Origin of the sequence: Cellulosimicrobium sp. NPDC055967 (assembly GCF_042269845.1) — a bacterium.
Lineage (GTDB): Bacteria > Actinomycetota > Actinomycetes > Actinomycetales > Cellulomonadaceae > Cellulosimicrobium.
This window is the reverse complement of record NZ_JBHJYJ010000003.1, coordinates 202,778-228,680: the sequence shown is the minus strand read 5'-3', so window position 1 is coordinate 228,680 and position 25,903 is coordinate 202,778. Positions and strand designations below refer to the sequence as shown.

Below are 25,903 nucleotides of genomic sequence, written 5' to 3'. Positions count from 1 at the left end.
GTCTGAGGCTGTCGGCTCACCGTAACCACTGCCGGCGGGCCAAGTACGCACCACGGAGGTATGGTCCGATCGCATGCAGCCGATGCCTTCCGCCGAGATGGTCTCGCTCATCTCCTTCCTCGCCGCTCTGCTGATCTTCTTCAGCATCGACGTGCGGACCCGAGACACGCAGGATGACGCTCCCTGGCACAGCCACCTGTTCTCGTGGTCGTCGCGCCTGGGCGGGGTCTCGACGGCCCTGGCCCTCTCGCTGGGCTGGATCGATCTCTTCCTTCCGGACGAGGACAGCCCGATCCACGTCGCGTTCGTGGCGGTCCCCGGGACGCTGGGTGTCGTGTGCGCGATCGTCCTGGGCGTCGAGATGCTGTGGCAGCGAGATCGCACCTGAGCGAGCCTGGTGGCGCGGTCCGTCCGACACGGGGACCGATGTCGCCCGTCTCAGCAAGCGGTCACTCTCGACCGCATGTCGGATGGGTCGTAGGATCGTGCCAACCATCCAGAGCGGTCGAGAGTCCTGGCTCGACGACACCGCAGCAACCCGCCGACGGAAGCCTCCCGAGGACAAAGGTGCTAACGCCAGGGTCGATGGAGCGACTAATGGTCTCAGAGGCATCCTTCGCGCACCGTCCGGGCAGCACGTGCCCGACGGCGGTCGCGCACGCACGCACCCCGGGCGAGGCGACGTCGTGAGCGTCGCGGACGCCGTCGGGCAGGCCCACGGCGGGGCGGCACGGCCGACGGTCTCGTTCGAGCTCATGCCCCCGCGGCGCCCGGACGCGGCGCCCAAGTTCTGGGAGACGGCACGCCGTCTCGTCGCGACGCACCCCGACTTCGTGTCCGTGACGTACGGGGCGGCGGGCACCGACCGTGCGACGGCTCGCCAGGTCGTCGGGCGGCTGCTCCAGGGCACGCCCGTGCTGCCGATCGCGCACCTCACGTGCGTCGGGGCGTCGCGCGAGGACGTCGAGGAGGTCATCTCCGACTTCCTCGACGAGGGCGTGCGCAGCTTCCTCGCGCTGCGGGGCGACCCGCCGCGCGACCAGCCGGACTGGCAGCCGGCGCCCGACGGCGTGCGGTCGTCGACCGAGCTCGTCGCGCTCCTGCGCGAGGTCGAGGCATCGCGCTGCGCGGCCGACCCGGCCGCGGCGCTGCGCGGCGCGGCCCGGCCGCTGACGATCGCCGTCGCGACGTTCTGCGACGGCAACCCCGCCGCCGGCACGACGCGCACGCAGGAGGTGCGCCGCCTGTGGCAGAAGCAGCAGGCCGGCGCGAGCTTCGCGATCACGCAGCTCTTCTACGACGCGTCGTCGTACACCGACTTCGTCGCCGAGGCCCGCGCGGCCGGCGTGACGATCCCCATCCTCGCCGGGCTGCTGCCCACGACGGAGCCCGCGCGGCTCCGCCGCGTCGAGGAGCTCACGGGCGTGCGCGCGCCCCAGCACCTGCTGGACGCGCTCGACGCCCTGCCCGACCCGGAGGCGCAGCACGCCTACGGGATCGCGTACTCGGTCGACCTCGCGCAGCGCGTCCTCGACGCGGGTGCGCCCGGTCTGCACGTGTACACGTTCAACAAGCACCGCGCCGCTCTTGACCTGCTCGAGGGTGTCCGCCTCGGCGGCGGGTCGGCCGGGACGGGAGGCAGCGCCAGCGCTGCCGCCGCCCCGCTCGTCCCGGACCTGGCCAGCGGGCCGTGGGTCACCGGCACCTCCCTGCCCACGACGAGCGCCGCCACGCACGGCACGCCCGTCTGACCGGTCCTCCGGACCAGCAAGAGGTTTCGATCATGACCACTTCCGTACCCTCCCCTACCCAGATCCAGGCCGGCTTCCCCGCCGGCACCGTGCTCGGCTACCCCCGCATCGGGCGTCGCCGCGAGCTCAAGAAGGCCGTCGAGGCGTTCTGGGCCGGGCGCACGAGCGCCGACGAGCTCGAGGCCACGGCCCGCGAGCTGCGCCTCGCGACCGCGCGCCGGCTCGTGGACCTCGGCCTCGGTGCCGACGACGCGGCGGTCCCCGGGTCGTTCTCCTTCTACGACCAGGTGCTCGACGTCGCCGCCTCGCTCGGCGCGGTCCCGTCGCGGTTCGCGTCGCTCACCGACGACGCCGGCCGCCTCGACCTCGCGGGCTACTTCACCGTCGCGCGCGGCCAGGGCGACGACGCCCCGCTCGAGATGACCAAGTGGTTCGACACCAACTACCACTACCTCGTGCCCGAGATCGGCCCGGACACCCCGATCCGGTTCGTCGACGACCGCATCGTGCGCGAGTTCGTCGAGGCCAAGGAGGCCGGCGTCGTGACGCGGCCCGTCGTCGTCGGGCCGGTGACGTTCCTCGCGCTCTCGAAGGCCGCCGAAGACGCCCCCTCGGGCTACTCGCCCCTCGACCGCCTGGACGACGTCGTCGCCGCCTACGCCGACCTGCTGCGCGCGCTCGCCGCCGCCGGTGCGCCGTGGGTCCAGCTCGACGAGCCGATCCTCGTCACCGACTCGGTCGACGTGCCGTTCACGGAGCTCGCGGCAGCGGTGGAGTCGGCCTACCGCACCCTCGCGACCGACCTCCGCCCAGTGCCGAACCCGGGGTCGCTCCCCACGGAGGCCGCCGGGTCGGGAGAGATCCCGGGTTCGGCGCAGGACGCGCGGCCCGCGATCCTCGTCGCGACGCCGTTCGGCGGGTTGGAGACGTCGGTCGACGCCGACGGCGGGACCCACGACTTCCTGGCGACGCTCGCGGGAACGGACGTCGAAGCGATCGCGATCGACGCCGTCCGGGCAGACCTCCCGGACTCGCCCTACGACGACCTCGTGTCGAAGACGATCGTCGTCGGCGCGATCGACGGGCACAACATCTGGCGTGCCGACCTCTCCGCGAAGCTCGACGTGCTCGATGCCGCACGCAACCTCGGGGCGGGCGCGGTCGCCGTCGGGACGTCGACGTCGCTGCTGCACGTGCCGCACGACGTGGAGGACGAGACGTTCGCCGAGGCGGGGGCGGCGTCGGGCACGACGCTCGACCCGCGCCTGCGCGACTGGCTCGCGTTCGCGGACCAGAAGGTGGGCGAGGTCGCGACGCTCGCCCGCGCGCTCACGGAGGGTCGCGACGGCGTCGCGGCCGAGATCGAGGCGTCCCGCGCAGCGGTGGCGTCACGCGCCGCGGCGAGCGGCGTCGTCGTGCCCGCGGTGCGCGAGCGCGCCGCCGCGCTCACCGAGGCGGACTTTGCGCGCGGCGACTACGCCGAGCGTGCGGCCGCGCAGCAGGAGCGCCTGAACCTGCCGCCGCTGCCGACGACGACGATCGGCTCGTTCCCGCAGACCCCGGAGATCCGCCGCGCCCGCGCGCTGTGGACGAAGGGCGAGCTCGCGGACGCGGACTACACGACCGCGATGCGCGAGGAGATCGCGCGCGTGGTCGCGCTCCAGGAGGAGCTGGGCCTCGACGTGCTCGTGCACGGCGAGCCCGAGCGCAACGACATGGTGCAGTACTTCGCGGAGCACCTCGACGGGTTCGCGGTCACGGCGAACGGCTGGGTGCAGTCGTACGGGTCGCGCTGCGTGCGCCCGCCGATCCTGTGGGGCGACGTGACGCGCCCGGCGCCGATCACGGTCGAGTGGTCGTCGTACACGGCGTCGCTCACCGAGAAGCCGGTCAAGGGCATGCTCACCGGGCCGGTGACGATCCTCGCGTGGTCGTTCGTGCGCGACGACCAGCCACTGGGCGACACCGCGAACCAGGTGGGCCTCGCGCTGCGCGACGAGATCGCGGACCTGGAGGCCGCGGGCATCGGGATCGTGCAGGTCGACGAGCCCGCGCTGCGCGAGCTGCTCCCGCTGCGCAAGGCCGACCAGCCTGCGTACCTCGACTGGTCGGTCGGCTCGTTCCGGCTCGCGACGTCAGGCGTGGCGGCGGCGACGCAGATCCACACGCACCTGTGCTACTCGGAGTTCGGCGAGGTCATCGGCGCGATCGACGGCCTCGACGCCGACGTGACGTCGGTCGAGGCGGCGCGCTCGCGCATGGAGATCGTGCCGGAGCTGCGCGACGCCGGGTACGCGCGCGGCATCGGGCCGGGCGTCTACGACATCCACAGCCCGCGCGTGCCCTCCGCCGAGGAGGTCACGGAGCTGCTGGAGCTCGCTGTGAAGTCGATCGACCCGAAGGTCGTGTGGGTCAACCCCGACTGCGGCCTCAAGACCCGCCGCTACGAGGAGACCGTGCCGTCGCTCGAGCACCTCGTCGCGGCGGCGAGGGCGGTTCGCGCGACCTTCGCCTGACCCAGGAGATAGCAGACATGCGATGTATGCTTCATCGCATGTCTGCTACCTTCGATGAAGGTCTGGTGCGCCGTACGACGAGCACGAACGCTCTCCAGTCGCATCTCGATGCCGTGGTCAGCCACGGGACCGGACAGATCGTCGCGCTGCGCGGGCGACGACACGTCGGCAAGTCCACCCTGGTCGAACAGTTCGTCGAGTCGGCGGAGGTGCCGTCTGTCTACGTCCCCGGCGTCTACGGGTCATCGGTGCGGCGCCAGCTCGACGACGCCACCCGAGCGATCGTCGAATCTCGCCGTCCGCTGCCGGACGCCGACCTCCTGACCCAGGCTCCGGCCGCCTCGTGGCGGGAATGGCTCGGCCGCCTGTCCGTCGCAGCACGGTCCGGACCTGTGATCGCCGTTCTCGACGAGTTCCCGTGGATGGTCGCCGCCGACCCGGCCCTCGAGGGCGAGCTGCAGGCCCAGTGGGACCGGACGCTGGAGAAGCTACCGATCCTGCTGGTCCTCATCGGCTCCGACGTCGCGATGATGGAACAGCTGTCGGCGCACGGTCGCCCCCTCTTCGGACGCCTGCGCCCGTGCGCCGTCGCACCGCTCGACCCGGCCGAGGTGGCGTCTGCGCTCCCGGGCCGCAGCGCGTTCGACGCCTTCGACGCCTACCTCGTCACGGGCGGGTACCCGCGACTGCTCACCGACCTCGCGAGGTCAGGGCGGAGCCCCGAGGAGTACGTCAGGGCCTCTCTCGCCGACTCCTACAGCCCGCTCGTCACGACGGCGCGGCTCACGCTCGACGCCGAGTTCCCCGACGCACCCGCCGCGTACCGGGTGCTCGCGGCGATCGGCTCGGACGACACGGCGAACCCCGGGTTCAGCGACGTGCTCTCCGCGATCCAGGACTCCTCGGAACGCAAGGCGCTGGAGACCGCGACGACCCGGGCACTCAAGACCCTGACGGAGACGAAGTCGCTCGTCGAACGCGAGGTACCGGCCTGGGCCGCGCCGGGGGGCCGGCTGCGTCGCTACCGGATCACGGATCCGTACCTTCGCTTCTGGTTCCGCTACGTCGAGCGGAGGGTGGAGCAGATCTCGCGCGGTCGAGAGGATCTCGCCATCACCGCCTTCGATCGCGACTGGGCGAGCTGGCGAGGACGAAGCATCGAACCGGTGGTCCGAGAAGCGCTGACCCGTCTCTCGCGGGACGACGAGCGGCTCGCCGACGTCGAGACGGTGCACCCGTGGTGGACCCGGGACGGCGGTGTCGAGGTCGACGTGGTCGCCATGACTCGCGACCGCTCTTCGCTGGTCGGTTCCATCAAGTGGCGGCGGGAGCGCGGCGTGTCGGCCCGGGAGATCAGCGCACTGCACGCCGTGCGCGGCCGGGTCCCGCGGGCGGCTGACGCGCTCGTCGCCGCCGTCAGCCCGTCGGGCGAGGTCCCCACCGGTGCTGACCTCGCCTTCAGCGCCGACGACCTGCTGGACGCATGGCGTCGATGAGGACCCGGAGCGCACCGCGGCGGTCGGGACGCCGCAGGCCACCGCGCGGCGCCACCCGGCGCCACGCGGGAGCCGTCCGCTCAGCGCTCCGCGGCGCCCGACATCGGGAGGGCGAACGCGAGCGTGCAGGCGGCGAGGCCGCCGACGAACAGCCACACGCCGCCGTCCACACCCGACATGCCCGAGCCCATGAGCACGAGCCCGCCCAGGAACAGCGCGAAGGCGACGACGAACCGGGCGACGGCGCCCGCGCGGTCCGCGACGTCGCGCCCCTCGGTGCCGGTGGGGATCTGCTGCGTGTCCTGCGTGCTCACAAGGGCTCCTTCGGTGCGGGTCAGTCCAGGTACCCCTCCACGGTACCGGGGTCGCGCACGGTCGCGGCATCCGGGTCGCTCCCGAACTCGCGGGCCGCGTCGCGCTGCCGCAGCAGGTCCCAGCACTGGTCGAGCTCCACCTCGATCGCGCGCAGCCGCTCGTGCTCCTGCCCGCCGGTGATCTCGCCGTGCGCGAACTGCTCGCGGAGCTCGCGCTCCTGCGCCACGAGGTCGCCGATCGTCCTGCGGATGCCGCCGTCGCTGGTCATGCGCACCACGGTATGCCCGACGGCGCACGCGCGCCCGGGCGGTCGGGCGGCACGTGGGACGTCCTAGGCTCGGGCCCATGACGACGACGATCGGCCGCACCGTCCTGCTGTGCCACGACCTCGACGCGAGCGCCGCGTTCTGGGCGGACGGGTTCGGGTTCGGGACGCTGTTCCGCGGCGAGACGGACGGCTTCCCGCTGCTGCACGTCGGGCCGGGTCGCGTCGACGAGCCCGGGCTCTGGCTCGTCCCGCTCCCCGCGGGCGGCGCGCCCCTCGTGCGCCACGGGCTGCCGAACCTCGTGCTCTACGTCGACGACCTCGACGCGACCCTCGCGCGGCTCGCCGCCGTGGGGGTCGCGCCGTTCGTCGGGCCGGACGCCGACGCCGAGTCCGGGGGCCGGTTCGCGCACGTCCACGACCCCGACGGGCACCGGATCGTCGTCGTGCAGCTCGGCCCGGTGGCCGACCCCGCGTAGGGCTACCGCGCCAGCACCCAGGTCGCGTCGTCGGCGAGGATCGTCACCTCGTCGTCGTCGACCACGACGAAGCCGCCGCCGATGCGCAGCTCCGCCGTCGGACGGTCGGGCGTGCGCAGCCGCACGCGACCCGCCCTCAGGGTCGCCGCGACCGGCTGGTGCCGTGCGAGGATCCCGAGCGTGCCGGACACCGACGGCACCGTGACGCTGCGCGCCGGGCCCGACCAGAACACCCCGGACGGCACCACCACCTCCACGGACACCAGGCGCTCCCCCACGGGAGCGGCGGTCTCGGACGGTGACGGCGCGACGGGCACGGAGGATCCTCCTCGACGACGGGTGGCGGAGCCTCCGAGTCTCGCGCCCGCGAGCGTCCGGACCAGCCGTCTTTCGTCCCTTCCGGGTCGCCGGAGGTCACCGGCTTCGTGGCGTCCGTGCCGAGCCCGGGGTCGCTCCCCACGCGGGGCGAATCCTGGGGAAGAACCCCGGGCTCGGCGGCCGGACGGCGCCGCGCGAGCGGAATCACGTTGACGGGGGCGGTGCGCGGGGCGCACCATCGAGGGTGACGGTTGCCGAGGGCAGCCGTTCGTCGTGCCGGACGGGCACGACCACGGATCAGGTCGCGCCGGACGGCGCACCGCACGGGACGAGGAGACGCGGATGCACGGCACCGCAGGTTGCGGGGTGGCCATGGCGGCCTGCTCGGGCCCCCTCCCCTCCCGCACCGTCACCCGCTGAGACCAGCCTCCGGACGCCGACAGGGCGCCCGCCCCGTCGAGTGCTGGGTGTTCGTCGTCACGACGCGTTCCTGACGACACATCCCCCGCACACAGCAGGTCTTGGCGACGGCGGTAGCGGGCATGCCGTCCTCCCCGCCTTCCCCGCCTCGGACGAGCGACGTCGTCGTGCGGCCACCGCGACCCCGCGTCGCCGTGAGCCGACCGCCTGCGCCGCCGCACGCCGTCGGGCAGGGTGGGACCGTACCGACACGGAAGCCGTGAACCCATGATCCCCCTGACCGAGAAGCAGATCCGCGCGTCGTTCGTCAACGCCTCCAAGCGGGAGGCCGCGCAGGCGACCCTCCCCGACCTCGACACGCTCGACTGGGACCGCCTCGACTACCTCGGGTGGCGCGACCGCAAGGCGCCGCTGCTCGCGTACGCCGTCGTCGTGGTCGACGACGAGCCGCGCGGCGTCCTGCTGCGCTCCACCGACGCCAAGACGGGCGGCATGCGCAAGCGCGCCGTCTGCGCGTGGTGCGAGGACGTCGTCGTGACGGACGACGTCAGCCTCTACGTCGCGCGACGCGCCGGCGCCGCCGGGCGCCGGGGCAACACCGTCGGCACCCTCATCTGCACGCAGTTCCTCTGCTCGCAGAACGTGCGGCGCACCCCGACCCGCACCGAGATCGGCGACGACGAGTCGATGCGCGAGCTGTTCGTCGAGCTCCGCGTCGACGGCCTCCGCGAGCGCTCCGCCCGCTTCGTCACCGAGGTCATGCGCGACGCCTGACGCACCACGGCTCTCTCTCGGCGGACACGGGCTCTACCTCGGAAGCCCCGAGCTGTTTCCCTCACCGGGAGTCGGTGACGCCGAGTCGGGAGCCGAGGCCGGAGCGGGGGTGGGGCGGGTCGTGGCGGGTCTGGCGGGAGCCCGCGAGGAACGAGCGGGCGGATGGTAGACCCGCCCCGCCCCCGCGGAGGTCTCGGCGGAAGCCAGCCCCGCGGCGTCGGACCGCCCGCCACTCCCCGGCCACCAGTTCCACCGCCCGAGGAGGGTCATCGTCGCGGGGAGGAGGAGGCCGCGCACGACGGTCACGTCGAGCAGCACGGCGACGGCCATGCCGACGCCGACCTCCTTCATCGCGACGAGCTCGCCCGCCGCGAAGCCGAGGAACACGATGCCGATGGCGACGGCCGCCGTCGTGACGACCGGGCCGGTCGCGGTGATGCCGCGGAGCACGGCCCGGTCGTTCGCGGCGCGCGGGTCCTCGCCGGGCGTGCGGGCGCGCCACTCCTCGGCCGTGCGCGCGAGGAGGAACACCTCGTAGTCGGTGGACAGGCCGAACACGAGCATGCCGATGAGCAGGGGCGTCGTGACGTCGAGCGCACCCCAGGGCTCGAACCCGAGCAGCGAGGCGCCGACACCGTGCTGGAAAACGGAGACGAGCACGCCGAGCGTCGCGGCGAGCGTGAGCAGGTTGAGCACGAGCGCCTTGAGCGGCACGACGAGCGAGCCGGTGAGCAGGAACAGGAGCACGAACGTCGCGAGGACGACGACGCCCGCCGCGAGCGGGAGGCGCTGCGCGAGGTGCTCCTGGGTGTCGACGACCTCGGCGGCCGGGCCGGCGACGTGCACGTCGAGGTCGCCGGTGTCGATCGCGCGGATCGCGCGCAGCAGGTCCTGGGCCTCGGCGGCGGTCGCGTCGCCGCCCTCGCCGACGTCGGGCGTGACGTCGACGACGAGGACCTCGGGCGGGTAGTCGGTGTCCTGCATCGCGTCCTCGACGCCCGGCAGTGCCGCGACGCGGTCGAGGTAGGCGGACGCGGCCTCGTCGCCGCGGGGCGCCTCGACGAGCACGGTGATCGGGGTGACCCCGAGGTCGGCGAAGCGCGACGTCGACGCGTCGGCGGCGAGGCGCGCCTCGGCGTCGGCGGGCAGGGAGTGGACCTCGGAGCTGCCGAGCGTCATCGAGCCGAGCGGCGCGGCGAGCGCGACGAGGAGGGCGGTCGCGCCGAGCGTGACGAGCACGGCGTGCCGCTGGGCGGTGCGCGCGAGGCGCCCGAGCGTCCCGGCCCCGCCGCGACCGGTCCACGGGTGGGACCAGGTGCGGGCGCCCGGGGCGGGGATGGCGCGGTGCCACGTCGCGACGAGCGCGGGCACGAGCGTGAGCCCGGCGGCGGTCGCGACGAGCACGACGACGGCGCCGCCGACGGCCATGCCGGAGAGCAGCGAGTCGCCGAGCAGGAGCAGGCCGGTGAGGGCGATCGCGACGGCGAGCCCGGACGCGAGGACGGCGCGCCCGGCGGTCGCGAGCGTGCGCCCGACGAGCTCGTCGAGCGGGAGGCCCGGGTTCTCGGCGCGCTCCTCGCGGAAGCGCGCCAGGACGAGCAACGAGTAGTCGACCGTGAGCCCGAGGCCGAGCAGCGTCACGACGTTCACGGCGAACTCGTTGACGGGGACGACCCCCAGCAGGCCGCTCAGCACGAGGAGCGCGACCGCGATGGCGGCGAGCGCGGACAGCAGCGGGACCAGGCCCGAGCGCAGGCCGCCGAGCACGACGACGAGCACGACGAGGAGGACGGCGATCGCGACGCCCTCGCCCACGGCGGCGTCGGTGATCGCCTGGTCGACGAACGCCTCCTCGGCGAGGAGGGCGCCCCCGACGAGCACCTCGGGGGTGTCGATCGTGTGGAGCGCGTCGGCGACCTGGTGCGCGAGGGCCAGCGCGTCGTCGTCGGACAGCGCGGGGTCCAGCTCGACGATCACGAGCGAGCCCTGGCCGTCGTCGGCGATGAGGCCGCCGCCGGTGTAGGCGTCGAACAGCTCGACGACGCCCGGCATCGCGCGGATGCCGTGCATGACCTCGCTCGCCTGGGCGATCAGGTCCGTGGAGAAGTAGTCGCGCCCCGACAGGACGGCGACGACGGTCTCGCCCTCGGGCGAGAGCTCGTCGAGGCGCTCGGCCGCGAGGGCGGAGGCGCTGCCGGGCGGCGCGGGCTCGACGTCGGTGGTCTTGTCGAAGACGGCGCCGCCGAGCACGGCGCCGAGGACGAGGAGGACCGCCCAGACCCCGAGGACGACGCCGCGGCGACGCGCGGCGAACCGTCCGGTCCGGTGCAGGAGGCGTCCGAGCGCCATGGGCAGTCCTCCTCGTCGAGGGACGTCGTGCGGAGAGAGTCGGTCGCGCAGGAGCGGGGTACGAGTCCTGCGCGGACGGTGGGGTGAGGTCAGCACCCTACGCGAGGGTGGGAGCGCCGTCGGACCACGCTCCGCCCGTGCGAGGGGCGTGCCCCGGGATCACCGAGGGGTGCAGAAGGGGGGTGAGACGGGACGGGCGGGGACGGCTCGTGCTGCCGCCCCCGCCCGGTCCGTCCCGGGGCGGACGGCTCACGCCGCCCGCCCCGGGGTCTCAGCTCAGCCGCAGCTCGCGGCCTCGTAGGCGACGTCCGCCTGGAACGTCAGGTCGCCGCCCGTCGCGGCCACCTGGGCGGTGCCCGCCTCGACCGAGGTCGAGCGCGTCGCGAACGACTGGTACGCGGAGGCACCCGGCTGGACGCCGGTCACCGTCTTCGTCCCGAAGGGCGTCGTCAGCGTGATGTCCGCCGGCACCGTGTCGTCGTTCGTGGCACGGACCGCGACGTAGACCTTGCCCGCCATGCAGCGGGTCTGGACCGTCGTCGAGATCGCGAGCTCCTCGACCGGCTCGTCGGTCAGCTCCTTGAACCGGATGTTCCGGTAGTTGACCATCTCGCCGCTGCCGTGGTTCTGGACCCCGACGAAGCTGTTGACCAGGCGGGCCGGGTCGGTGCTCGTGAAGTCGTTGACCAGCACGTCGTTGAGGTAGATGCGGATGCGGTCGCCCTCGACGCGGATGTCGTACGCGTTCCACTGCCCGACCGGGTTGAGGGCGGCGTCCCGGGCTGCCTCGTCGGCGCCCTGGAACGTGTAGACCGCGCCGGTGGTGCGGTCGTCGGCGTCCGTCGCGTCGATCTGGATCTCGTAGCCCTTGTTGACGGCCACCCACGGGTCGTCGCCCGGGTTCGGGAACCCGACGAACACGCCCCCGTTGTCGTCCTTCGTGAGCTTCCAGTCGAGCTTCAGGCTGTAGCTCTCACCGAGCTCCTGCGCCGTGTACCAGAGCAGGCCCATGCCACCCGCACCGCGGATCGAGCAGTCGTCCTGGCGGCCGAAGCCACCCGGACCGGCCATGCGCCAGCCCTCCTGCAGGCTCGCGAGGGTGCCGTCGAAGAGGGCCGTGTAGCCGTCCTCGACCTCACCCGGGGTGCAGATGTCCGGGTTGTCGCCGAGCGAGAGCACGTCGATGTTGATGTTGCCCTCGTCGCCGTCCTCGTACTTGAGCGTGATGGTGTTCGCGCCGGCCTGGAGCTCGAGGTCGCGCGTCTGCACGCCCCAGTCCTTCCAGCTGCCCGTCGTCGGGAACGTCCACTGGCCGAGGTCCTCGCCGTTCACGTACAGCGAGACGCGCTTGGACCGCAGGTCGGGGTACGGGTGCGTGCCGTTGGCGTAGCGCACGTTCACCGCGTAGGTGCCCGCCTCGGGCGCGGTCACGGAGAACGTGCGGCCCGCGCCGACGTTCGTCATGCCCGCGGCGAAGCCGGAGCCCGAGTAGTTGCTGTGGTCCGAGCCGATGCTCGAGCTGCCGAGGGGCTGCGCGAGCTCCGCCTCGTACCAGCCACGGTCGGCCGGGGCGACGTAGCCCGGGAGCGAGTTGAGCGTGTACCAGGCCTCGGTGCTGAGGAGCTCGGCGCCGTCGGCGGACGCGAACGGACGCGGCGACCGGATGTAGACGACGTGGCCGGGCTTGAGGCCGTCGATCTTCAGCGTGACGGTCGTGCGGTCCTCGGACACCGTGGCGTCGGTGACGAAGAGGGGCTCCTCGTCGACCTTCGGGCCGCCGTACTGCTGCGTCGGCACGTAGCGCCACTGCTTGACCTGGTAGGCGTCGGCGAGCTTCTCGACGACCTCGTCGGACACCGGGTCGGTGTACTCGATCTCGAAGCCGCCCTCGACGACGCGCATCTCCTTCATGTCGAAGGAGTCCTCGTTGACGGGCACGAGCTTCTGGAGGCCGTACCGGAGCTTGCCGGACTCGCCCCAGTTGCCGCCCTCACCGGTGCCGCCCGCGTACAGCGAGCCGTCGGGGCCGTAGATGACACGGTTCACGCCGACCTCGAGGCCCGCGGTGTGGCGGAAGACCGCACCCTGGAACTCGCCGTCGACCTTCTCGAGGAACGCGCGCTGGATGCCGCCGTAGGTGACGTCGCCGATGAGCATCTGCCCGGCGAACTCACCGTCCTGGACGAGGAGCGGGTTGCCCGGGGAGTTGGCGATCTCGTTCTGCGGGAGCCACACGGCCGGCGGCGAGACGGGGTTCGCGTCGAACATCCCCGCCGGGTTCGTGTAGTGGTTGAAGAACTTGTCCTGCTCGATGTGGATGAGCTTGTTCGCCGGGAGCCACGCGCCCTGGTTGTCCGTCCCGAAGATCGCGCCCTCGGGGCCGAAGCCGATGCCGTTGGGCGTGCGCAGGCCGCCCGCGACGTACGAGACCTCACCCGTCTCGCGGTCGATCTTGATCGACGTGCCGCGGTTCTGGCCGGGCTGCGGGTTGGTCGTCGCGCCGCCGTTGTCGATGGCCACGGAGAGGTTGACGTAGAAGTAGTCCTCGTCGTGGATCAGGCCGAACGCGAACTCGTGGAAGTTGCCGCCGTCGGGCCACCCCGCGATCTTCGTGTGCTGGTCGTAGAAGCCGTCGCCGTCGGGGTCGGTGAGCTGCGTGAGCTGGTACCGCTCCGAGACGAAGATCGAGTCCTCGACGACCTCGATACCCATCGGGTTGAGCAGCTCGTCCGCGACCAGGGTCGCCGTGACGTCCTCGGGGCCGTCCGCCGTGGTGACGCCGTCGAGGAAGTAGACCTCGCCGGACACCGGGTCGGGGCGCCAGCCGCCGGAGCTGACCTCGCCCGTCGTCACGACGGCGAGCTTCTCGTCGGGCGTGAACGCGAGGCCCGAGACCTTGGGCTCGAAGCCCTCGGGGCGCAGGTCGACGAGGTCGTAGTTGGGGTTGACGCCGTCCAGCCGCAGGCCGTCGCCGGCCGTGTCGGTGGCGCCCTCGCAGTACTTGTAGCCGGGCGCGGTCACGCGCACGACGCCCGCCTCGGTGCTGAGCGCCGACGTCGGGATGACCTCGAACGTCGAGCTGCCCGGCGTCTTCCACGCGAGCGTGAGGCGCTGCTTGTCGCTGCCCTCGTAGTAGTCGACCCGGAGGTCGTGCACGCCCGCCGTGAGGGTCGCGCTGCCCTCGACGGAGGTGGAGTCGTTCGGGCCGTCGTTCTCGAGGACGAGCTGGCCGTCGACGTAGACGAGCGCGCCGTCGTCGTTGGTCACGCGGAACTGGTACTGGCCGTCCGCGGGGACGTGCAGGTTGGCGAGGGCCTGGGAGATGAAGTTGTCCTCGGCGCCGAACTGCTCGGCGGTCGACCAGTCGATCGTCGGCATGAGCTTGTCGACGTTCGGGGTCTGGCCGGACTTGAGGGTGCAGACGGCTCCCGGGTTCTGCGCGAGCTGGAACGTGCGCAGCGTGACGCCGGGCTCCTGCTCCGGGAGGTCTGCGGCGGCGGGGACGGCCCAGCCCGCGACGACCATGGCGCCGAGGGTGAGGGCGGCCGCGCCGCGTCGGTACCTGATCCGGCGGGACACCGGCAGGCTGGTGCGTTCGAGCATCGTTGCTCCCTAATACTCGGTCGGACTTCGAGTCCACGGAGCGTAACCCCTGCCCGGCTCCGTCGATAACAACGCTGGACAGGCTAGCCCGCGTTCTATCGATGTGTCTACAACTTCCGACTTGCAGTCGACAAAAGTGCCCTGACGTGCCCGGACGTACGCTCGGGGACATGAGCGCACGCCACGGCGACATCGCCGACAGCACCGCGTCCCGGCCGTTCGCGCAGGTGGACGTGTTCACCGAGGTCCCGACCCTCGGCAACCCCGTGGCGGTCGTGCTCGACGGCGACAGGCTCACGGACCAGGAGATGGCCGCCTTCGCGCGCTGGACAAACCTCTCGGAGACGACATTCCTCCTCCCGCCCAGCCACCACGGAGCGGCCGGCGGCGCCGACTACCGCCTGCGGATCTTCACCCCCGGCGGCGAGCTGCCCTTCGCCGGGCACCCGACGCTCGGCTCCTGCCACGCGTGGCTCGAGGCGGGCGGCGCGCCCCGGGCGAGCGACGTCGTCGTGCAGGAGTGCGGCGTCGGCCTGGTGACGATCCGGCGCGAGGCGCGGGGCGCCGTCGGGCCGGACGAGGAGCCCGACGGGGACGGCGCGGGCGGGCTCGCGTTCGCCGCGCCCGACCTGCTCGCCGACGAGCCGCTCCCGGCCGACGACCTCGCGGCGATCGTCGCCGCGCTGGGCGTCCCCGACGACGCCGTGGTCGACCACCGCGTCCTCGACAACGGCCCCGGGTGGCGCGTCGTCCTGCTCGACTCGGCCGACCGCGTCACCGGGCTCGCGCCCGACTGGACGCGCCTGCGCGTCGAGCGTCCCAACCTGTCCGTGGGCGTCGTCGGGCTGTACGGGGACGACGGCGGTCCCGACGGCGCGGCGGTCGAGGTCCGCGGGTTCGCGCTCGGCATGGGCATCCCCGAGGACCCGGTCACCGGCAGCCTCAACGCCGTCGTCGGGCAGTGGCTCACGCGGGACGGCCGCCTCCCGGACCGCTACCTCGCCGCCCAGGGCGCGGCGCTCGGCCGGGCCGGGCGCGTGCGCGTCGAGCGCGACGGGTCGGGGACGGTCTGGGTCGGCGGCGCGAGCGTCACCTGCGTCGCGGGCACCGTCCGCCTCTGAGCACCCGTCGGCGACGGGCCGAGGTCCGGGTGGCGAACCCGGGGGCATCGCCGGGATCGGCGCTCGAGCTCGGCGACATCCCCGGGCTCGGCGGTCCCCGGTCTCCGTAGACTGGGGCAAGTGTCAAGAACCCCACCTGTTTCCGGGTCCGACCGCGCCCTGACGGACCGCGCGGTCGTCGCGCGCGCCCGCTGGGCGCTCATGGTCCAGTTCGGGCTGTTCGGGGTCATCGGCGCGTCCTGGATGAGCCGCCTGCCCTCGGTCCGCGAGGCGCTCGGGATCAGCGCGAGCCAGCTCGGCCTGCTGCTCGTCGTCGGGGGCCTGGGCTCGCTCGTGTCCGTGGTCTCCGCGGGGGCGGTCGTGGCGCGGTTCGGCAGCCGCACGACCCTCGTCGTCGCGACCGTCGGCAACGTCGTCGGGTTCGGGCTCGTCGCGCTCGGCACCGGGACGGGGGGCGTCGCCCTCTTCGCGGTCGGGGCCTTCCTCAACGGCGTGTGCGGCGCCCTGACCAACGTGCCGATCAACATCTGCGCAGCGTCCGTCGAGCAGCACGTGGGGCGGGCGATCCTCCCCCACTTCCACGCCGCGTTCTCGATCGGCGCCGCGTGCGGCGCCCTCGTCGCGGCCGCGTTCTCGTGGGCGCACGTCGGCATCACCGCGCAGATCGTCGTGGTGACGCTCGCCGTCACGGCGGCCCGCGCCCTGCTCATCGCCCCCGCGACGGCCCTCGCCCCCGACCGGGCCGCACCGGCCCGCTCGTCCGCGCCGGCGGGCAGCGCGGACGGGGCCGACGACGGCACCCCGCCCGCGCCCGCCCCTCGACGCGGGGCCGGGGTGCGCGCCGCGCTCGCCGCGTGGCGCGAGCCGCGCACGCTCCTCATCGGGCTCGTGCTCCTCGCGTCGTCGCTGTCCGAGGGGTCGGCGGGCAACTGGCTCTCCATCGCCGTCGTCGACGGGTTCGACGTGCGCGAGGCGCTCGGCGCGGTCGCGTACGGCACGTTCGTCGGCGCGATGACGGTGTTCCGGTTCGCCGGGACCGGGCTCATCGACCGGTTCGGGCGCGTCGCCGTGCTGCGCGCGTCGGGCGTCTCCGCGCTCGTCGGGCTGCTCGTCTTCGGCCTCGCGCCGAGCCTGCCGCTCGCGTGGGTCGGCATCGTCCTGTGGGGCTGCGGCGCCGCGCTCGCCAACCCCGTCGCCATCGCCGCCGCCTCCGACGACCCGGCGCACGCCGCGCCGCGCGTCGCGGTCGCGACGTCGTTCTCGACCGTCGCCATGCTCACCGCGCCGCCGCTCCTCGGCCTGATGGTCGACCAGGTCGGGGCCCGCCACATGCTCCTGGTCATCTGCGCCGCGACGGTCCTGTCGCTCGCCGTGGCAGGCCAGGTGCGCCCGCTCCCCCGCCCGGTGCCCCACCCCGTGGCCGCGGCGCGCACCTAGGATCACTTCATGCCTCGACGTCGACGTCCTGACCACGGCCGGGTCGCGTTCGAGCTCGAGGAGGGTCCGCGCACGGCGGACGCGGCTCCCGACGGCGACCCGCCGGGCGCGTCGGCAGACCCGGGCTCCCCGGTCGGCGACTCCGCGAGCGCGGGCCCCGACGCTCCTCGCCCGACCGGCGCGGCACGACGGCGGCGCAGACGGCGGGGACCCCCGCCACGCTGCCCGGCCTCGTCGTCCTCGTGCGGGACGACGAGGCGGTGGCCCACGACCTCGACACCGGCGAGGTCCGGTGGACGGTACCGCTCCCGCCCACCTCGCGGTGCGGCGGCGAGCTCGTGGTCTCCTCGTCGGCCCCGGTGCCCGACGACGAGCTCGTGTGCGTGACGGACGACGTCCCGTCGCCCCTCGAGGCGACGACCATCCTCACGCCGCTCACGGACGAGCCGGTCCCCGCCGCCGAGGGTGCCGAGGTCACCGTGGTCGACGCCGACGGGAACGCCGAGACCCGCACGCTGGACGCGTCGCGCGGCTGGTCCGCGCCCGGCCCGGACGGGACCGTCGCCCGGTTCCGCCGCGCGGGCGAGGCGCCGGTCGACAGCCCGCGCGTCACGGTCGACCAGACGACCGGCGTGCCCCCCGACCTCTCCACCGGCCGCCCCGCCGTCGTCACGCTGGAGGACGCGAGGACGGGCCAGGTCCGCTGGGAGCACGAGCTCCCGTTCGTGGTCGAGGAGGGGTGGTGCCCGCAGTACGCCGACGCCGAGGGCGTCACCTACGCCGACCTCGACGGAGGGACGTTCGTCCCGGGCGCAGGGCTCGTGGTCGTCCAGGGGTGCGGGGTCGACGCCTGGTTCACGGCCGACGGGACGCGGGTCGACGACCCGGGGGCGCCCGCCGACGTGCTCGCGCGGCTTCCCGACGGCGCGCTCTCCCGCACAGTCCCACGGGAATCTGTCGCCGACGGCGCGGCGTCGCCCGGACCCCCGGTCGTGCTGGAGCCGTCGGGCGAGGTCCGCTGGGAGCCCCCGGACACGGTCCTCGTCCCGCAGGCCACGGACGGCGCCGCGGGCGGCCTCGTCCTCACGCGCGAGGTCACCTCTCTCGTCGCCCGCGACGCGACGGGCGCGCGACGCTGGGAGAGCGCCGGGGTGAACGGCGCCGAGTCCGCCTACGTCGTCGCGGCGGGCACCGCCGTGGTCCGCCAGGGGATGGGCGACGTCGTCGTGGGCGTCGACGTCGAGACCGGGCGCGTGCTCTGGACGCGAACCGCCGAGGTGCTGGCCCCGCCCGACCCCGACGACGCCCCGACCCCTGCCCCGATGTCGATGGTCACGCAGGCGTTCACGGACGGGGAGCGGGCGCTGCTCGTCGTGACGACCTGGTCGGAGGACGGCGAGGGCACCGCGCGGCTCGTCGCGCTCGACCTCCGCGACGGTGACGTCGAGTGGCGCGGCGGTGCGACGAGCGGGTCGTGGTACGTCGCGGTCCAGGGCCGGCTGCTGCGCGTGGACCGCGGAGACGACGCGACCGTCACCCGGCTGGGCTGAGCCCGCGGGTCCGGCCGTGCCCGGTCAGCGCGCGAGCCACTCCTTGCGCTCCGCGGGCGGCAGCTTCTCCACCGCGGCCCGCAGCACGTCGCGGGGCATGGTCGCGGCGTGCTGCTCGAGGAACGTGCGCAGCCGCTCGGGCTCGACGTCGCCCGCGTGACGCAGCATCCACCCGACCCCCTTCTGCACGTAGGGCTCGGGGTCGTCGACGAGGAGCTCCGAGAGCCGGAACGTGTCGTCGACCTGGCCGCGCCGCAGGAACGCGGCCGTCGCGACGATCGCGGAGCGCCGGCGCGGCCAGTCCGGCGCGCGGGCGAGGTCGTCGAGGACGTCGCGCGGCCGGTCGAGGAGCCACGACCCGAGCACCTGGTACGCGGTGAGGTCGACGAGGTCCCACGTGTCGATCCGGTCGTGACGGCGCAGGAACAGCTCGACGAGCTCCGCGTGCCGTTCGACGGTGACGCGGCGGGCCGTCGCCGACTTGCCCATGATCGAGCAGCCGCCGGCCCGCACCTCGTGCACGCGGTCCTCGAGGAGCAGCTCGATCTGGTCCACCGGCAGGTCGAGCGCGCCCTTCGCGAGCGTGAACACGTCGCCCATGCGCACCCCGGCGAGCGTGTCGTCGCCCGGGAAGTACCGCGTGTAGGCGCGGCGCTGGGCCGCGGTCGCGCGCGCGAGCAGGTCGGCGCGGAAGTCGGTCGCCGTGGTGTACGGCGGCATCGTCCTTCTCCTCTCGTGCGGGCGGTCGCCCGCGGTCCGTGCGTCCCGCGCCGCGGCGCGGCCCGTGCGCTCAGCGCGGTGCCATGCGGATCGCGCCGTCGAGGCGCACCACCTCGCCGTTGAGCATCGGGTTCTCGACGATCGCGCGCACCAGGTGCGCGTACTCCTCCGGCCGCCCGAGCCGGCTCGGGTGCGGCACCTGCGCGCCGAGCGACTCCTGCGCCGCCTCGGGGAGCGACGCCATCATGGGGGTGCGGAAGATGCCGGGCGCGATGGTCATGACCCGGATCCGGTGCTGCGCGAGGTCGCGCGCGAGCGGCAGCGTGAGACCCGCGACGCCCGCCTTGGAGGCCGCGTAGGCGACCTGCCCGACCTGCCCGTCGAACGCCGCGACCGACGCGGTCTGCACGACGACGCCACGCTCCTCACCCTGCGGGTCCGGCCCGTCGGGCCCCAGCGGGTCGAGCGCGAGCATGCGCTCGGCCGCGAGCCGGACGACGTTGAACGTCCCCACGAGGTTGACGTCCATGACCCGCCGGAACGCGTCCAGGGCGTGCACGCCGGACTTCCCGAGCACGCGCTGCGCGAGCACGATCCCGGCGCAGCTCACGACGACGCGCGCCCCGCCGAGGGCGTCCGCCGCGTCGAGCGCCCGCGCGACGTCGTCCTCGCTCGTCACGTCCGTGGGGACGAACCGCGCGGCGTCCCCGAGAGCGTCGGCGACCGCGACGCCGTCGGACGACGCGAGGTCCGCGAGGACCACCCGCGCCCCTGCCGCGACCAGGCCCTCCGCCGTCGCGCGCCCGAGCCCTGAGGCCCCGCCGGTCACCAGGGCGACCGTGCCCTCGATCCGCATGTCTCACCCTCCGTCACCTGCGCGGGCGTCGTCGCCCGCCCCGCTGACCGTACCCAGGTCGACCCGCAGGTCGCGAGATTGACCCACCGAAGGCCGATCTCGGACGCTCGGGCCGATCTCGCGGCGGCACCTCCGAGGGCGTCAGTGCGACGGCACCTCCAGGCACCCGCCGTCGGCGATCGGCCCCCCGGAGTCGAGCGTCACGGCGTCGGGCGCGACCGCCCCGAACACGCAGCCGCCGGGGACCGCGACCCCCACGCCGACGACCGGGACGACGTCGCCGAAGGCGTTCCTGTCCACGACCTGCACGTTGTCGAACCCCGCCGCGACGAGCGCGGCCGAGACCTCGGCGCCGTCGACGGCGGACCCGTCGGCGACCGGGTCGAGCGCGGCCTGGACGGCGGGCACCGCGAGCGCCGCCTCGGCGTCACCCTCGGGCGTACCCGCCCGCTGCCGGTACGCCTCGTTGGACGCGTCGAGCCCGGTCTCCTGCCCGACGGCGGTCGTGTCCTCGGCCGTCGCGGTGACCTCGGGCTCGGACGAGTCGTACGACCCGGCCCACTGCTTCATGGTGATCCCTACGAACAGGGAGTACCCCACGACGCCCACGCAGGCGAAGATCACGAGCCCCACGACCACGCCGACGACGGCGCTCCCGAGGCGCGACGTGCCGTCCGTGCGAGAGTCGTCCAGGTCGGGCGTGGTCATGTCGCGAGTCTGACGGGCCGGGTGGTGGACGGCGACCGCGGGCGCGGCCTCGGCCCGAGATCTTCACATCTCGGGCGCCGCCGGGTGCAGGATGGGAGACGAGCCACCTCCGCCCGACCTCTGGAGCGCCCCGCATGAGCCTGTACGACATCCCGTTCGACGCCATGGACGGGACGACGCGCACCCTGCGCGAGCACGCGGACGACGTCGTGCTCGTCGTGAACGTCGCGTCGCGGTGCGGCCTCGCGCCGCAGTACGCGACGCTCGAGGCGATGCACGAGAAGTACCGCGACCGCGGGTTCACCGTCATCGGGTTCCCGAGCAACCAGTTCCTCCAGGAGCTCGGCACCAACGAGGCGATCCAGGAGTTCTGCTCGCTGACGTACGGCGTGACGTTCCCCGTGGTCGACCGCGTGCGCGTCAACGGGCGGCACGCGCACCCGCTCTACGAGGAGCTCAAGAAGGCGCCGGACGCCGAGGGGAAGGCCGGCCGGGTCACGTGGAACTTCGAGAAGTTCGTGGTCCTCCCCGGCGGCGAGGTGCACCGCTTCCGCCCCCGCACCCTCCCCGACGACCCGGCGATCGTCGACCTCGTCGAGGCGCACCTGCCGCGCTGAGCGCTCGCCACCTCGCGTGGGCGTCAGCGCACGACGAGGGCGGGGTGCCGCGCGTCGTCGACCCGCACGACGACGTCGGCCGCCTCCGCGGGCCGGACCTCCCGCTCGTAGCGCGCGTACGCGTCGAGCGTCCACGCGTCCGCGGGCGCGGTGCGGCGCGCGAGGGTCGCGTCGCGCAGCGCGAGGTGCACGGAGAGGTCCACCGCGAGCCCGCGGCCGAGGGCCAGCGCGCCGTCGAGCACGACGACGAGCCCCGGCTCCGCGGCGACGGGCGCCGCGCGCGTGGACCGGCTCGTCGCCGGGTCGCGCAGGCTCGGCAGGTAGCGGCCCGTCCCGCCCGGGCCGACGGCGTCGAGCACCTCGCGGTTGAGGCCCGCCACGTCGACCCACTCGTCGAGCAGCGCGTCCGGGTCCGCGCGACCGCGCTCGAGCCGCAGCGACGCGGGACGCCAGAAGTCCTGCACGCGGACCCGCGCGACGGGTCGGCCCGCCGCGCGCAGCGGGGCGACGAGCCGGTCCGCGAGCGCCTCGGGGTGCGTCGACGGGTGGCCGTCGACGAGGAGCCGCACCGCGCCGTCGGGCACCGTCGCCCGGTCGCCGCGCCGGAACCCGAGGACGAGGTCCACGACCCGGTCCACGAGGACGTCCTCGGTCACCGGTTCCACGCGCACGGCGTCAGGATGCCAGATCGCGCGGCGGCGTCTCCGGGGACGTCGGCAGGTCGGGCTCCTAGGGTGGACGCATGCTGCGCACCGTCGCCCTCAACGACCCCGCCCCCCTGCTCATGGTCGAGGGCCTGGAGAACGCCCACACGACCCTGCAGGTCGAGACGGACGCATGACCGCACCCTTCCGGCCGGGCACGGTCCGCGAGGCCACGGGCGGCATCGTCGCCCTGGGCCTCGCGACGTTCGTCGCCATCACGACCGAGCTCGTGCCCGTCGGGCTGCTGCCCCTCCTCAGCGCGGACCTCGACGTCACCGAGTCCGTCGCGGGGCTGCTCGTCACGGCGTACGCCGTCATGGTCGCGGCGCTCGCCGTGCCGCTGACCCTCGGCACCGCCCGGTTCCCGCGCAAGGGCCTGCTGCTGACGACGCTCGTGCTCTACACCGTGAGCAACGTGCTCGTCGCCGTCGCGCCGACGTTCGGCGTCGTCGCGGCGGCGCGGGCGCTGGGCGGCGCGTCGCACGCGGTCTTCTTCTCGGTGAGCATCGGGTACGCGACCCGGCTCGTGCTGCCGCACCTCACGGGCCGTGCGCTCTCGCTCGTCACCGCCGGCGCGGCGGTCGGGTTCGTGCTCGGCGTGCCGCTGACGACGACGCTCGGGACCGCGATCGGCTGGCGTCCCGCGTTCGGCGTCCTCGCGGGCGCGTGCGCGCTGGCCACCGTGCTCATCGCGTTCCTGCTGCCGCCCGTGCCGGGCGGCGGCGCTCCGCCGTCGGACGCGTCGAGCGCGAGCCGGCGCTCCGCGCTCGCGGTGGCCACGACCACCAACTCCCTCACGTACCTGGGCCAGTACACGGTCTACACCTTCGTGTCGCTCCTGCTCCTGGGCGCGGGTCTGCAGGAGTCGGCGCTCGGCCCCGCGCTCCTCGTGCTCGGGGCGCTCGGGCTCGTCGGGACGGCGTTCGCCGCCGCGCGCCTCGACCACAGGCCGCGCCGGACGACGGTCGTGACGCTGGTCGCGGTCCTGGCGGGCATGCTCGCGACCGGGCTCGCGTTCCCCGGGACCGTCGGGGTGCTCGTCGCGATCGGCGTGTGGAGCGCGGGGTTCGGCGCGGTCGCGCCGGTGTTCCAGGCGGCGGCGGTCCGCGCGCACGGGGCCTCGCCCGACCTCACGGGAGCGCTCGTCAACGCGTCGTCGAACGTCGGCATCGGCGGGGGCGCCGCGCTCGGCGCGCTCGTCCTCGCGGGGTCCGGGCTCGACGTCGTCCCGTTCGTCGGGGCGGGGATCGTCGCCGTCGCGCTCGTCGTGGTCCTCGTCGCGCGGCGCACGTTCCCTGCGGCGCCGACGGCGGTGGTGACGGACGCGCCGGTGACGGGCACGGCGGTAGCGGATGCAGCGGGGGCGGACGCGGCGAGGGCGGACGCGGCCGGGGCGGAAGTGCCCTCCGACCGGGAGGGCCCGCACGCCTAGGCTGGCGGGATGACGACGACGGTCAGGCAGGTCCAGGTCACCTTCGACTGCGCGCAGCCGGGACGCGTCGCCCGGTTCTGGTGCGAGGTGCTGGGCTACGTCCCACCGTCGCCCCCGGACGGCTTCGCGACGTGGGACGACGCGAACGCCGCGCTCTCGCCCGAGCGGCGGGACGCGTGGTTCGCGTGCAGCGACCCGGACGGTGTCGGCCCGCGCCTGTTCTTCCAGCGCGTCCCGGAGGGCAAGGTCGTCAAGAACCGCGTGCACCTCGACGTGCGCGTCGGCACCGGGCTCGTGGGCGCCGAGCGCCTCGCCACGCTCGAGGCCGAGCGGGACCGGCTCGTCGCTCTCGGCGCGACGTGCGTGCGCGTGATGGTCGCGGACGAGGATGACGAGTCGTGCATCGTCATGCAGGACGTCGAGGGCAACGAGTTCTACCTGGACTGACCAGGCTCGGCTGCCGCGCCGCGGCTCAGCGCAGGAACGGGTCCATGATCGCAGCCACCGCGCCGGCGGCAGCGTCCGCGTCCGCGTCGACGATCGCCTCGACCAGCTCGTGGTGGTGCCGGTGCGCCGCGTCCTCGTCCTCGTTCTCCTCGTCGCGCATGTGGACGGCGAACACGTCGAGCATGCTCGAGTAGAGCGTCACGTACAGGGGGTTGTGCGTCGCCTCCACGATCGCGCGGTGCAGGTCGAGGTCGGCGCTCGCGCGTGCGTCGGGGTCGTCGGTCGACCACGCCGCCTCCCGGCGGTCGCGCAGCTCGCGCAGCAGCACGACGTCGGCGTCCGTGCGGCTCGCGGCGGCGAGCGAGGCCGCGGTGCTGTCCAGGGCGAGGCGCAGCTCGAGGTAGTGGCGGCGGGTGCCTCCGGCGAGCTGACGCTCGAGGGTGCCGGTCAGCTCGGAGCGGGAGATGACGAAGGTGCCACGCCCCTGCTCGCGGCGCAGCAGGCCCGCGTGCACCAGCGACTGGAGCGCCTCGCGGACCGTGTTCCGCCCGATGCCGAACTCCGCCACCAGGGCGGCCTCGGTCGGGATGCGTTCGCCGACCGGCCAGCGCCCGGAGACCACCTCGTCGCGGAACCGTGCCGCCGCCTGGTCGATGAGTCCTACTCGACGCAGCGGCTCGCGCGTGTCAGACTGCTCGGGATTCATCCCATGATCCTATCGTCGGCCGACCTCACAGCGGAGCTTGACATGGCCACACTCTCCCCCACCCGCGTCCCGGCCGGGCGTGTCCGCCTCACCCTGTGGGCCGGGATCGCCGTCGCGCTGACGGCGATCAACCTCCGGACGGCCGTCACGGGGTTCACCCCGCTCCTGGAGATCATCGGCGCCGAGCTCGGCTACGGCGTGGCCGTGGCCGGGCTGCTCGGCACCGTGCCCGCGGTGTCGTTCGGCCTCTTCGGGTTCCTCGCCCCCGTGGTCACGCGCCGGTTCGGGCTCGAGCGCACCGCCACGGTCGCGCTGGGGCTGACGGCCCTGTCGCTCGTGCTGCGCGCCGTCTCCCCGTCGACCACCTGGCTGGTGGCGTCGACCGTGCTGGCCCTCGCCGGGATCGGCGCGGCGAACGTCGTGATCGTCCCCCTGGTGAAGGCGTGGTTCCCGGACCGGATCGCCCTGTGGACGTCGCTCTACCTGATCCTCATGCAGACGGGGCAGTTCGTCGCCCCGCTCCTCGCCGTCCCCGTCGCCGAGGCGACCAGCTGGCGGTTCTCGGTCGGGGTCTGGGCCGGACCCGCGGCGCTGGCCGCCGTCGTCTGGCTCGTCCTGGCGACCCGGATGCCCGCCGACCACCACGCGCCCGCGGCGACCACCGCGCCCGGGGCGCGGCCGCGCATCGGCCGGTCGTCGACCGTGTGGGGCCTCGTCGTCCTGTTCGCGGCGATCTCGTGGTCGAACTACGGGATCATCACCTGGGTCCCGGCCGTCCTCACCGACGCGGGCGGCAGCGCGGCGCTCGGCGGCACCATGGTCGCCCTCTACTCCGCCTGGGGCATGGCCGCCGCGCTGGTCGTGCCGCACCTCGCGACGCGGCTGGCGAACCCGTTCGTCGTGGTCGTCGCGTGCGCCGTCGTGCTCGTGACCGGGTACCTCGGCCTGCTCCTGTCCCCGCTCGACGGCACCGTGCTCTGGATGTGCGCGCTGGGGATCGGGGTGAGCACCTTCCCGCTGTGCATGACCCTCATCAACCGGCGGACCCGGACGCCGCAGACCGCGTCGGCCGTGTCGGGCTTCGTCCAGGGTCTCGGGTACGCACTCGCGTGCTTCGGCCCGATCGGCCTGGGCCTGCTGCGCGAGGCGACCGGGTCGTGGTCGGTCCCGCTCCTGGTGCTCGCCGCGACCGCCGTCCCCGGCGTGGTCGGCGGCTGGTTCGCGTGCCGCCCGCGCTTCGTGGAGGACACGGTGCCCCCGGAGCCGGTCGCCGACCAGCTGCCGCTGCGCTGAGCGCCGGGCCCCGGGCCCCGGGACCA

The 25,903-nt window shown here is 74.1% G+C and carries 23 protein-coding genes, 1 pseudogene and 1 riboswitch; of the genes and pseudogenes, 14 read left to right on the top strand and 10 right to left on the bottom strand.

Annotated elements, in window-relative coordinates; translation table 11 throughout:
• Nucleotides 1-73: 73 nt before the first annotated feature.
• The 4 genes from ACFC2L_RS05850 (at nt 74) to ACFC2L_RS05835 (ending at nt 5,763) form a co-directional block, all read left to right on the top strand.
• Nucleotides 74-388: a hypothetical protein gene (locus tag ACFC2L_RS05850; RefSeq protein ID WP_375823349.1), complete on the top strand. Its 315-nt coding sequence runs from the start codon at nt 74-76 to the stop codon at nt 386-388.
• Between the two features lie 101 nt (nt 389-489).
• Nucleotides 490-592: riboswitch (SAM riboswitch) on the top strand.
• Between the two features lie 163 nt (nt 593-755).
• Nucleotides 756-1,751 carry a methylenetetrahydrofolate reductase gene (locus ACFC2L_RS05845; protein WP_375823493.1) on the top strand — a complete coding sequence of 332 codons (996 nt, stop codon included), beginning with the start codon at nt 756-758 and terminating at the stop codon, nt 1,749-1,751.
• A 32-nt stretch (nt 1,752-1,783) separates the two neighbouring features.
• Nucleotides 1,784-4,267: a 5-methyltetrahydropteroyltriglutamate--homocysteine S-methyltransferase gene (gene metE, locus ACFC2L_RS05840; RefSeq protein ID WP_375823348.1), complete on the top strand. Its 2,484-nt coding sequence runs from the start codon at nt 1,784-1,786 to the stop codon at nt 4,265-4,267.
• Nucleotides 4,268-4,305: 38 nt separating this feature from the next.
• On the top strand, nt 4,306-5,763 hold the full coding sequence (locus ACFC2L_RS05835; protein WP_375823347.1) for an ATP-binding protein: 1,458 nt from the start codon (nt 4,306-4,308) through the stop codon (nt 5,761-5,763).
• An 80-nt stretch (nt 5,764-5,843) separates the two neighbouring features.
• Here the strand turns inward: ACFC2L_RS05835 and ACFC2L_RS05830 are convergent, their stop codons facing one another.
• Both ACFC2L_RS05830 and ACFC2L_RS05825 read right to left on the bottom strand, forming a co-directional pair.
• Entirely contained in the window at nt 5,844-6,077 is a 234-nt protein-coding gene (locus tag ACFC2L_RS05830) for a hypothetical protein (protein WP_375823346.1), read from the bottom strand.
• Between the two features lie 20 nt (nt 6,078-6,097).
• Nucleotides 6,098-6,346 (bottom strand): DUF2630 family protein, encoded by a 249-nt coding sequence (locus ACFC2L_RS05825; RefSeq protein ID WP_375823345.1) that lies wholly within the window; start codon nt 6,344-6,346, stop codon nt 6,098-6,100.
• Nucleotides 6,347-6,423: 77 nt separating this feature from the next.
• On the opposite strand from ACFC2L_RS05825, the gene ACFC2L_RS05820 reads away from it, so the two are divergent.
• Nucleotides 6,424-6,822, top strand: coding sequence for a VOC family protein (locus ACFC2L_RS05820; protein ID WP_375823344.1), 399 nt, complete (start codon nt 6,424-6,426; stop codon nt 6,820-6,822).
• A gap of 2 nt (nt 6,823-6,824) precedes the next feature.
• On the opposite strand, the gene atpC is transcribed toward ACFC2L_RS05820, so the two are convergent.
• The gene (gene atpC, locus ACFC2L_RS05815; RefSeq protein ID WP_375823343.1) at nt 6,825-7,139 is read right to left on the bottom strand and encodes an ATP synthase F1 subunit epsilon; all 315 of its coding nucleotides are present in this window, start codon (nt 7,137-7,139) and stop codon (nt 6,825-6,827) included.
• 688 nt (nt 7,140-7,827) lie between these two features.
• Between atpC and ACFC2L_RS05810 the strand changes: the two genes are divergently transcribed.
• Nucleotides 7,828-8,334 (top strand): FBP domain-containing protein, encoded by a 507-nt coding sequence (locus ACFC2L_RS05810; RefSeq protein ID WP_375823342.1) that lies wholly within the window; start codon nt 7,828-7,830, stop codon nt 8,332-8,334.
• A gap of 33 nt (nt 8,335-8,367) precedes the next feature.
• Here the strand turns inward: ACFC2L_RS05810 and ACFC2L_RS05805 are convergent, their stop codons facing one another.
• Both ACFC2L_RS05805 and ACFC2L_RS05800 read right to left on the bottom strand, forming a co-directional pair.
• A complete protein-coding gene (locus tag ACFC2L_RS05805) occupies nt 8,368-10,683 on the bottom strand; it encodes an MMPL family transporter (protein WP_375823341.1) in 2,316 nt (771 codons plus the stop codon).
• Between the two features lie 276 nt (nt 10,684-10,959).
• Nucleotides 10,960-14,286: a family 16 glycoside hydrolase gene (locus ACFC2L_RS05800; protein WP_375823340.1), complete on the bottom strand. Its 3,327-nt coding sequence runs from the start codon at nt 14,284-14,286 to the stop codon at nt 10,960-10,962.
• A 170-nt stretch (nt 14,287-14,456) separates the two neighbouring features.
• On the opposite strand from ACFC2L_RS05800, the gene ACFC2L_RS05795 reads away from it, so the two are divergent.
• The 4 genes and pseudogenes from ACFC2L_RS05795 to ACFC2L_RS05780 all read left to right on the top strand — a co-directional run bounded on the left by ACFC2L_RS05795 (nt 14,457) and on the right by ACFC2L_RS05780 (nt 18,394).
• Nucleotides 14,457-15,407: a PhzF family phenazine biosynthesis protein gene (locus tag ACFC2L_RS05795; protein WP_375823339.1), complete on the top strand. Its 951-nt coding sequence runs from the start codon at nt 14,457-14,459 to the stop codon at nt 15,405-15,407.
• Nucleotides 15,408-15,527: 120 nt separating this feature from the next.
• Nucleotides 15,528-16,844, top strand: coding sequence for a sugar MFS transporter (locus ACFC2L_RS05790; protein WP_375823338.1), 1,317 nt, complete (start codon nt 15,528-15,530; stop codon nt 16,842-16,844).
• Nucleotides 16,845-17,056: 212 nt separating this feature from the next.
• Nucleotides 17,057-17,554, top strand: a pseudogene (locus ACFC2L_RS05785) (hypothetical protein); the annotation flags it as partial.
• Nucleotides 17,555-17,569: 15 nt separating this feature from the next.
• Entirely contained in the window at nt 17,570-18,394 is an 825-nt protein-coding gene (locus tag ACFC2L_RS05780; protein ID WP_375823492.1) for a PQQ-binding-like beta-propeller repeat protein, read from the top strand.
• 24 nt (nt 18,395-18,418) lie between these two features.
• Here the strand turns inward: ACFC2L_RS05780 and ACFC2L_RS05775 are convergent, their stop codons facing one another.
• From ACFC2L_RS05775 to ACFC2L_RS05765, 3 genes are all read right to left on the bottom strand, one after another.
• On the bottom strand, nt 18,419-19,114 hold the full coding sequence (locus ACFC2L_RS05775) for a DNA alkylation repair protein (protein WP_375823337.1): 696 nt from the start codon (nt 19,112-19,114) through the stop codon (nt 18,419-18,421).
• A gap of 70 nt (nt 19,115-19,184) precedes the next feature.
• On the bottom strand, nt 19,185-19,970 hold the full coding sequence (locus tag ACFC2L_RS05770; protein ID WP_375823336.1) for an SDR family NAD(P)-dependent oxidoreductase: 786 nt from the start codon (nt 19,968-19,970) through the stop codon (nt 19,185-19,187).
• A gap of 141 nt (nt 19,971-20,111) precedes the next feature.
• The gene (locus ACFC2L_RS05765; RefSeq protein WP_375823335.1) at nt 20,112-20,678 is read right to left on the bottom strand and encodes a DUF6993 domain-containing protein; all 567 of its coding nucleotides are present in this window, start codon (nt 20,676-20,678) and stop codon (nt 20,112-20,114) included.
• 134 nt (nt 20,679-20,812) lie between these two features.
• Here ACFC2L_RS05765 and ACFC2L_RS05760 point away from each other — a divergent pair, with 134 nt between their 5' ends.
• A complete protein-coding gene (locus ACFC2L_RS05760) occupies nt 20,813-21,295 on the top strand; it encodes a glutathione peroxidase (protein WP_375823334.1) in 483 nt (160 codons plus the stop codon).
• Nucleotides 21,296-21,318: 23 nt separating this feature from the next.
• Here the strand turns inward: ACFC2L_RS05760 and ACFC2L_RS05755 are convergent, their stop codons facing one another.
• Complete coding sequence (locus ACFC2L_RS05755; RefSeq protein WP_375823333.1) at nt 21,319-21,966, bottom strand: uridine kinase; 648 nt, start codon at nt 21,964-21,966, stop codon at nt 21,319-21,321.
• A gap of 166 nt (nt 21,967-22,132) precedes the next feature.
• On the opposite strand from ACFC2L_RS05755, the gene ACFC2L_RS05750 reads away from it, so the two are divergent.
• Together ACFC2L_RS05750 and ACFC2L_RS05745 are read left to right on the top strand one after the other, a co-directional pair.
• The gene (locus ACFC2L_RS05750) at nt 22,133-23,431 is read left to right on the top strand and encodes an MFS transporter (protein ID WP_375823332.1); all 1,299 of its coding nucleotides are present in this window, start codon (nt 22,133-22,135) and stop codon (nt 23,429-23,431) included.
• Nucleotides 23,432-23,440: 9 nt separating this feature from the next.
• Nucleotides 23,441-23,878 (top strand): VOC family protein, encoded by a 438-nt coding sequence (locus ACFC2L_RS05745; protein ID WP_375823331.1) that lies wholly within the window; start codon nt 23,441-23,443, stop codon nt 23,876-23,878.
• A gap of 25 nt (nt 23,879-23,903) precedes the next feature.
• Here ACFC2L_RS05745 and ACFC2L_RS05740 read toward each other — a convergent pair whose 3' ends face one another.
• Entirely contained in the window at nt 23,904-24,584 is a 681-nt protein-coding gene (locus ACFC2L_RS05740) for a FadR/GntR family transcriptional regulator (RefSeq protein ID WP_375823330.1), read from the bottom strand.
• Nucleotides 24,585-24,626: 42 nt separating this feature from the next.
• On the opposite strand from ACFC2L_RS05740, the gene ACFC2L_RS05735 reads away from it, so the two are divergent.
• Nucleotides 24,627-25,877: a CynX/NimT family MFS transporter gene (locus tag ACFC2L_RS05735; protein ID WP_375823329.1), complete on the top strand. Its 1,251-nt coding sequence runs from the start codon at nt 24,627-24,629 to the stop codon at nt 25,875-25,877.
• Nucleotides 25,878-25,903 lie beyond the last annotated feature (26 nt).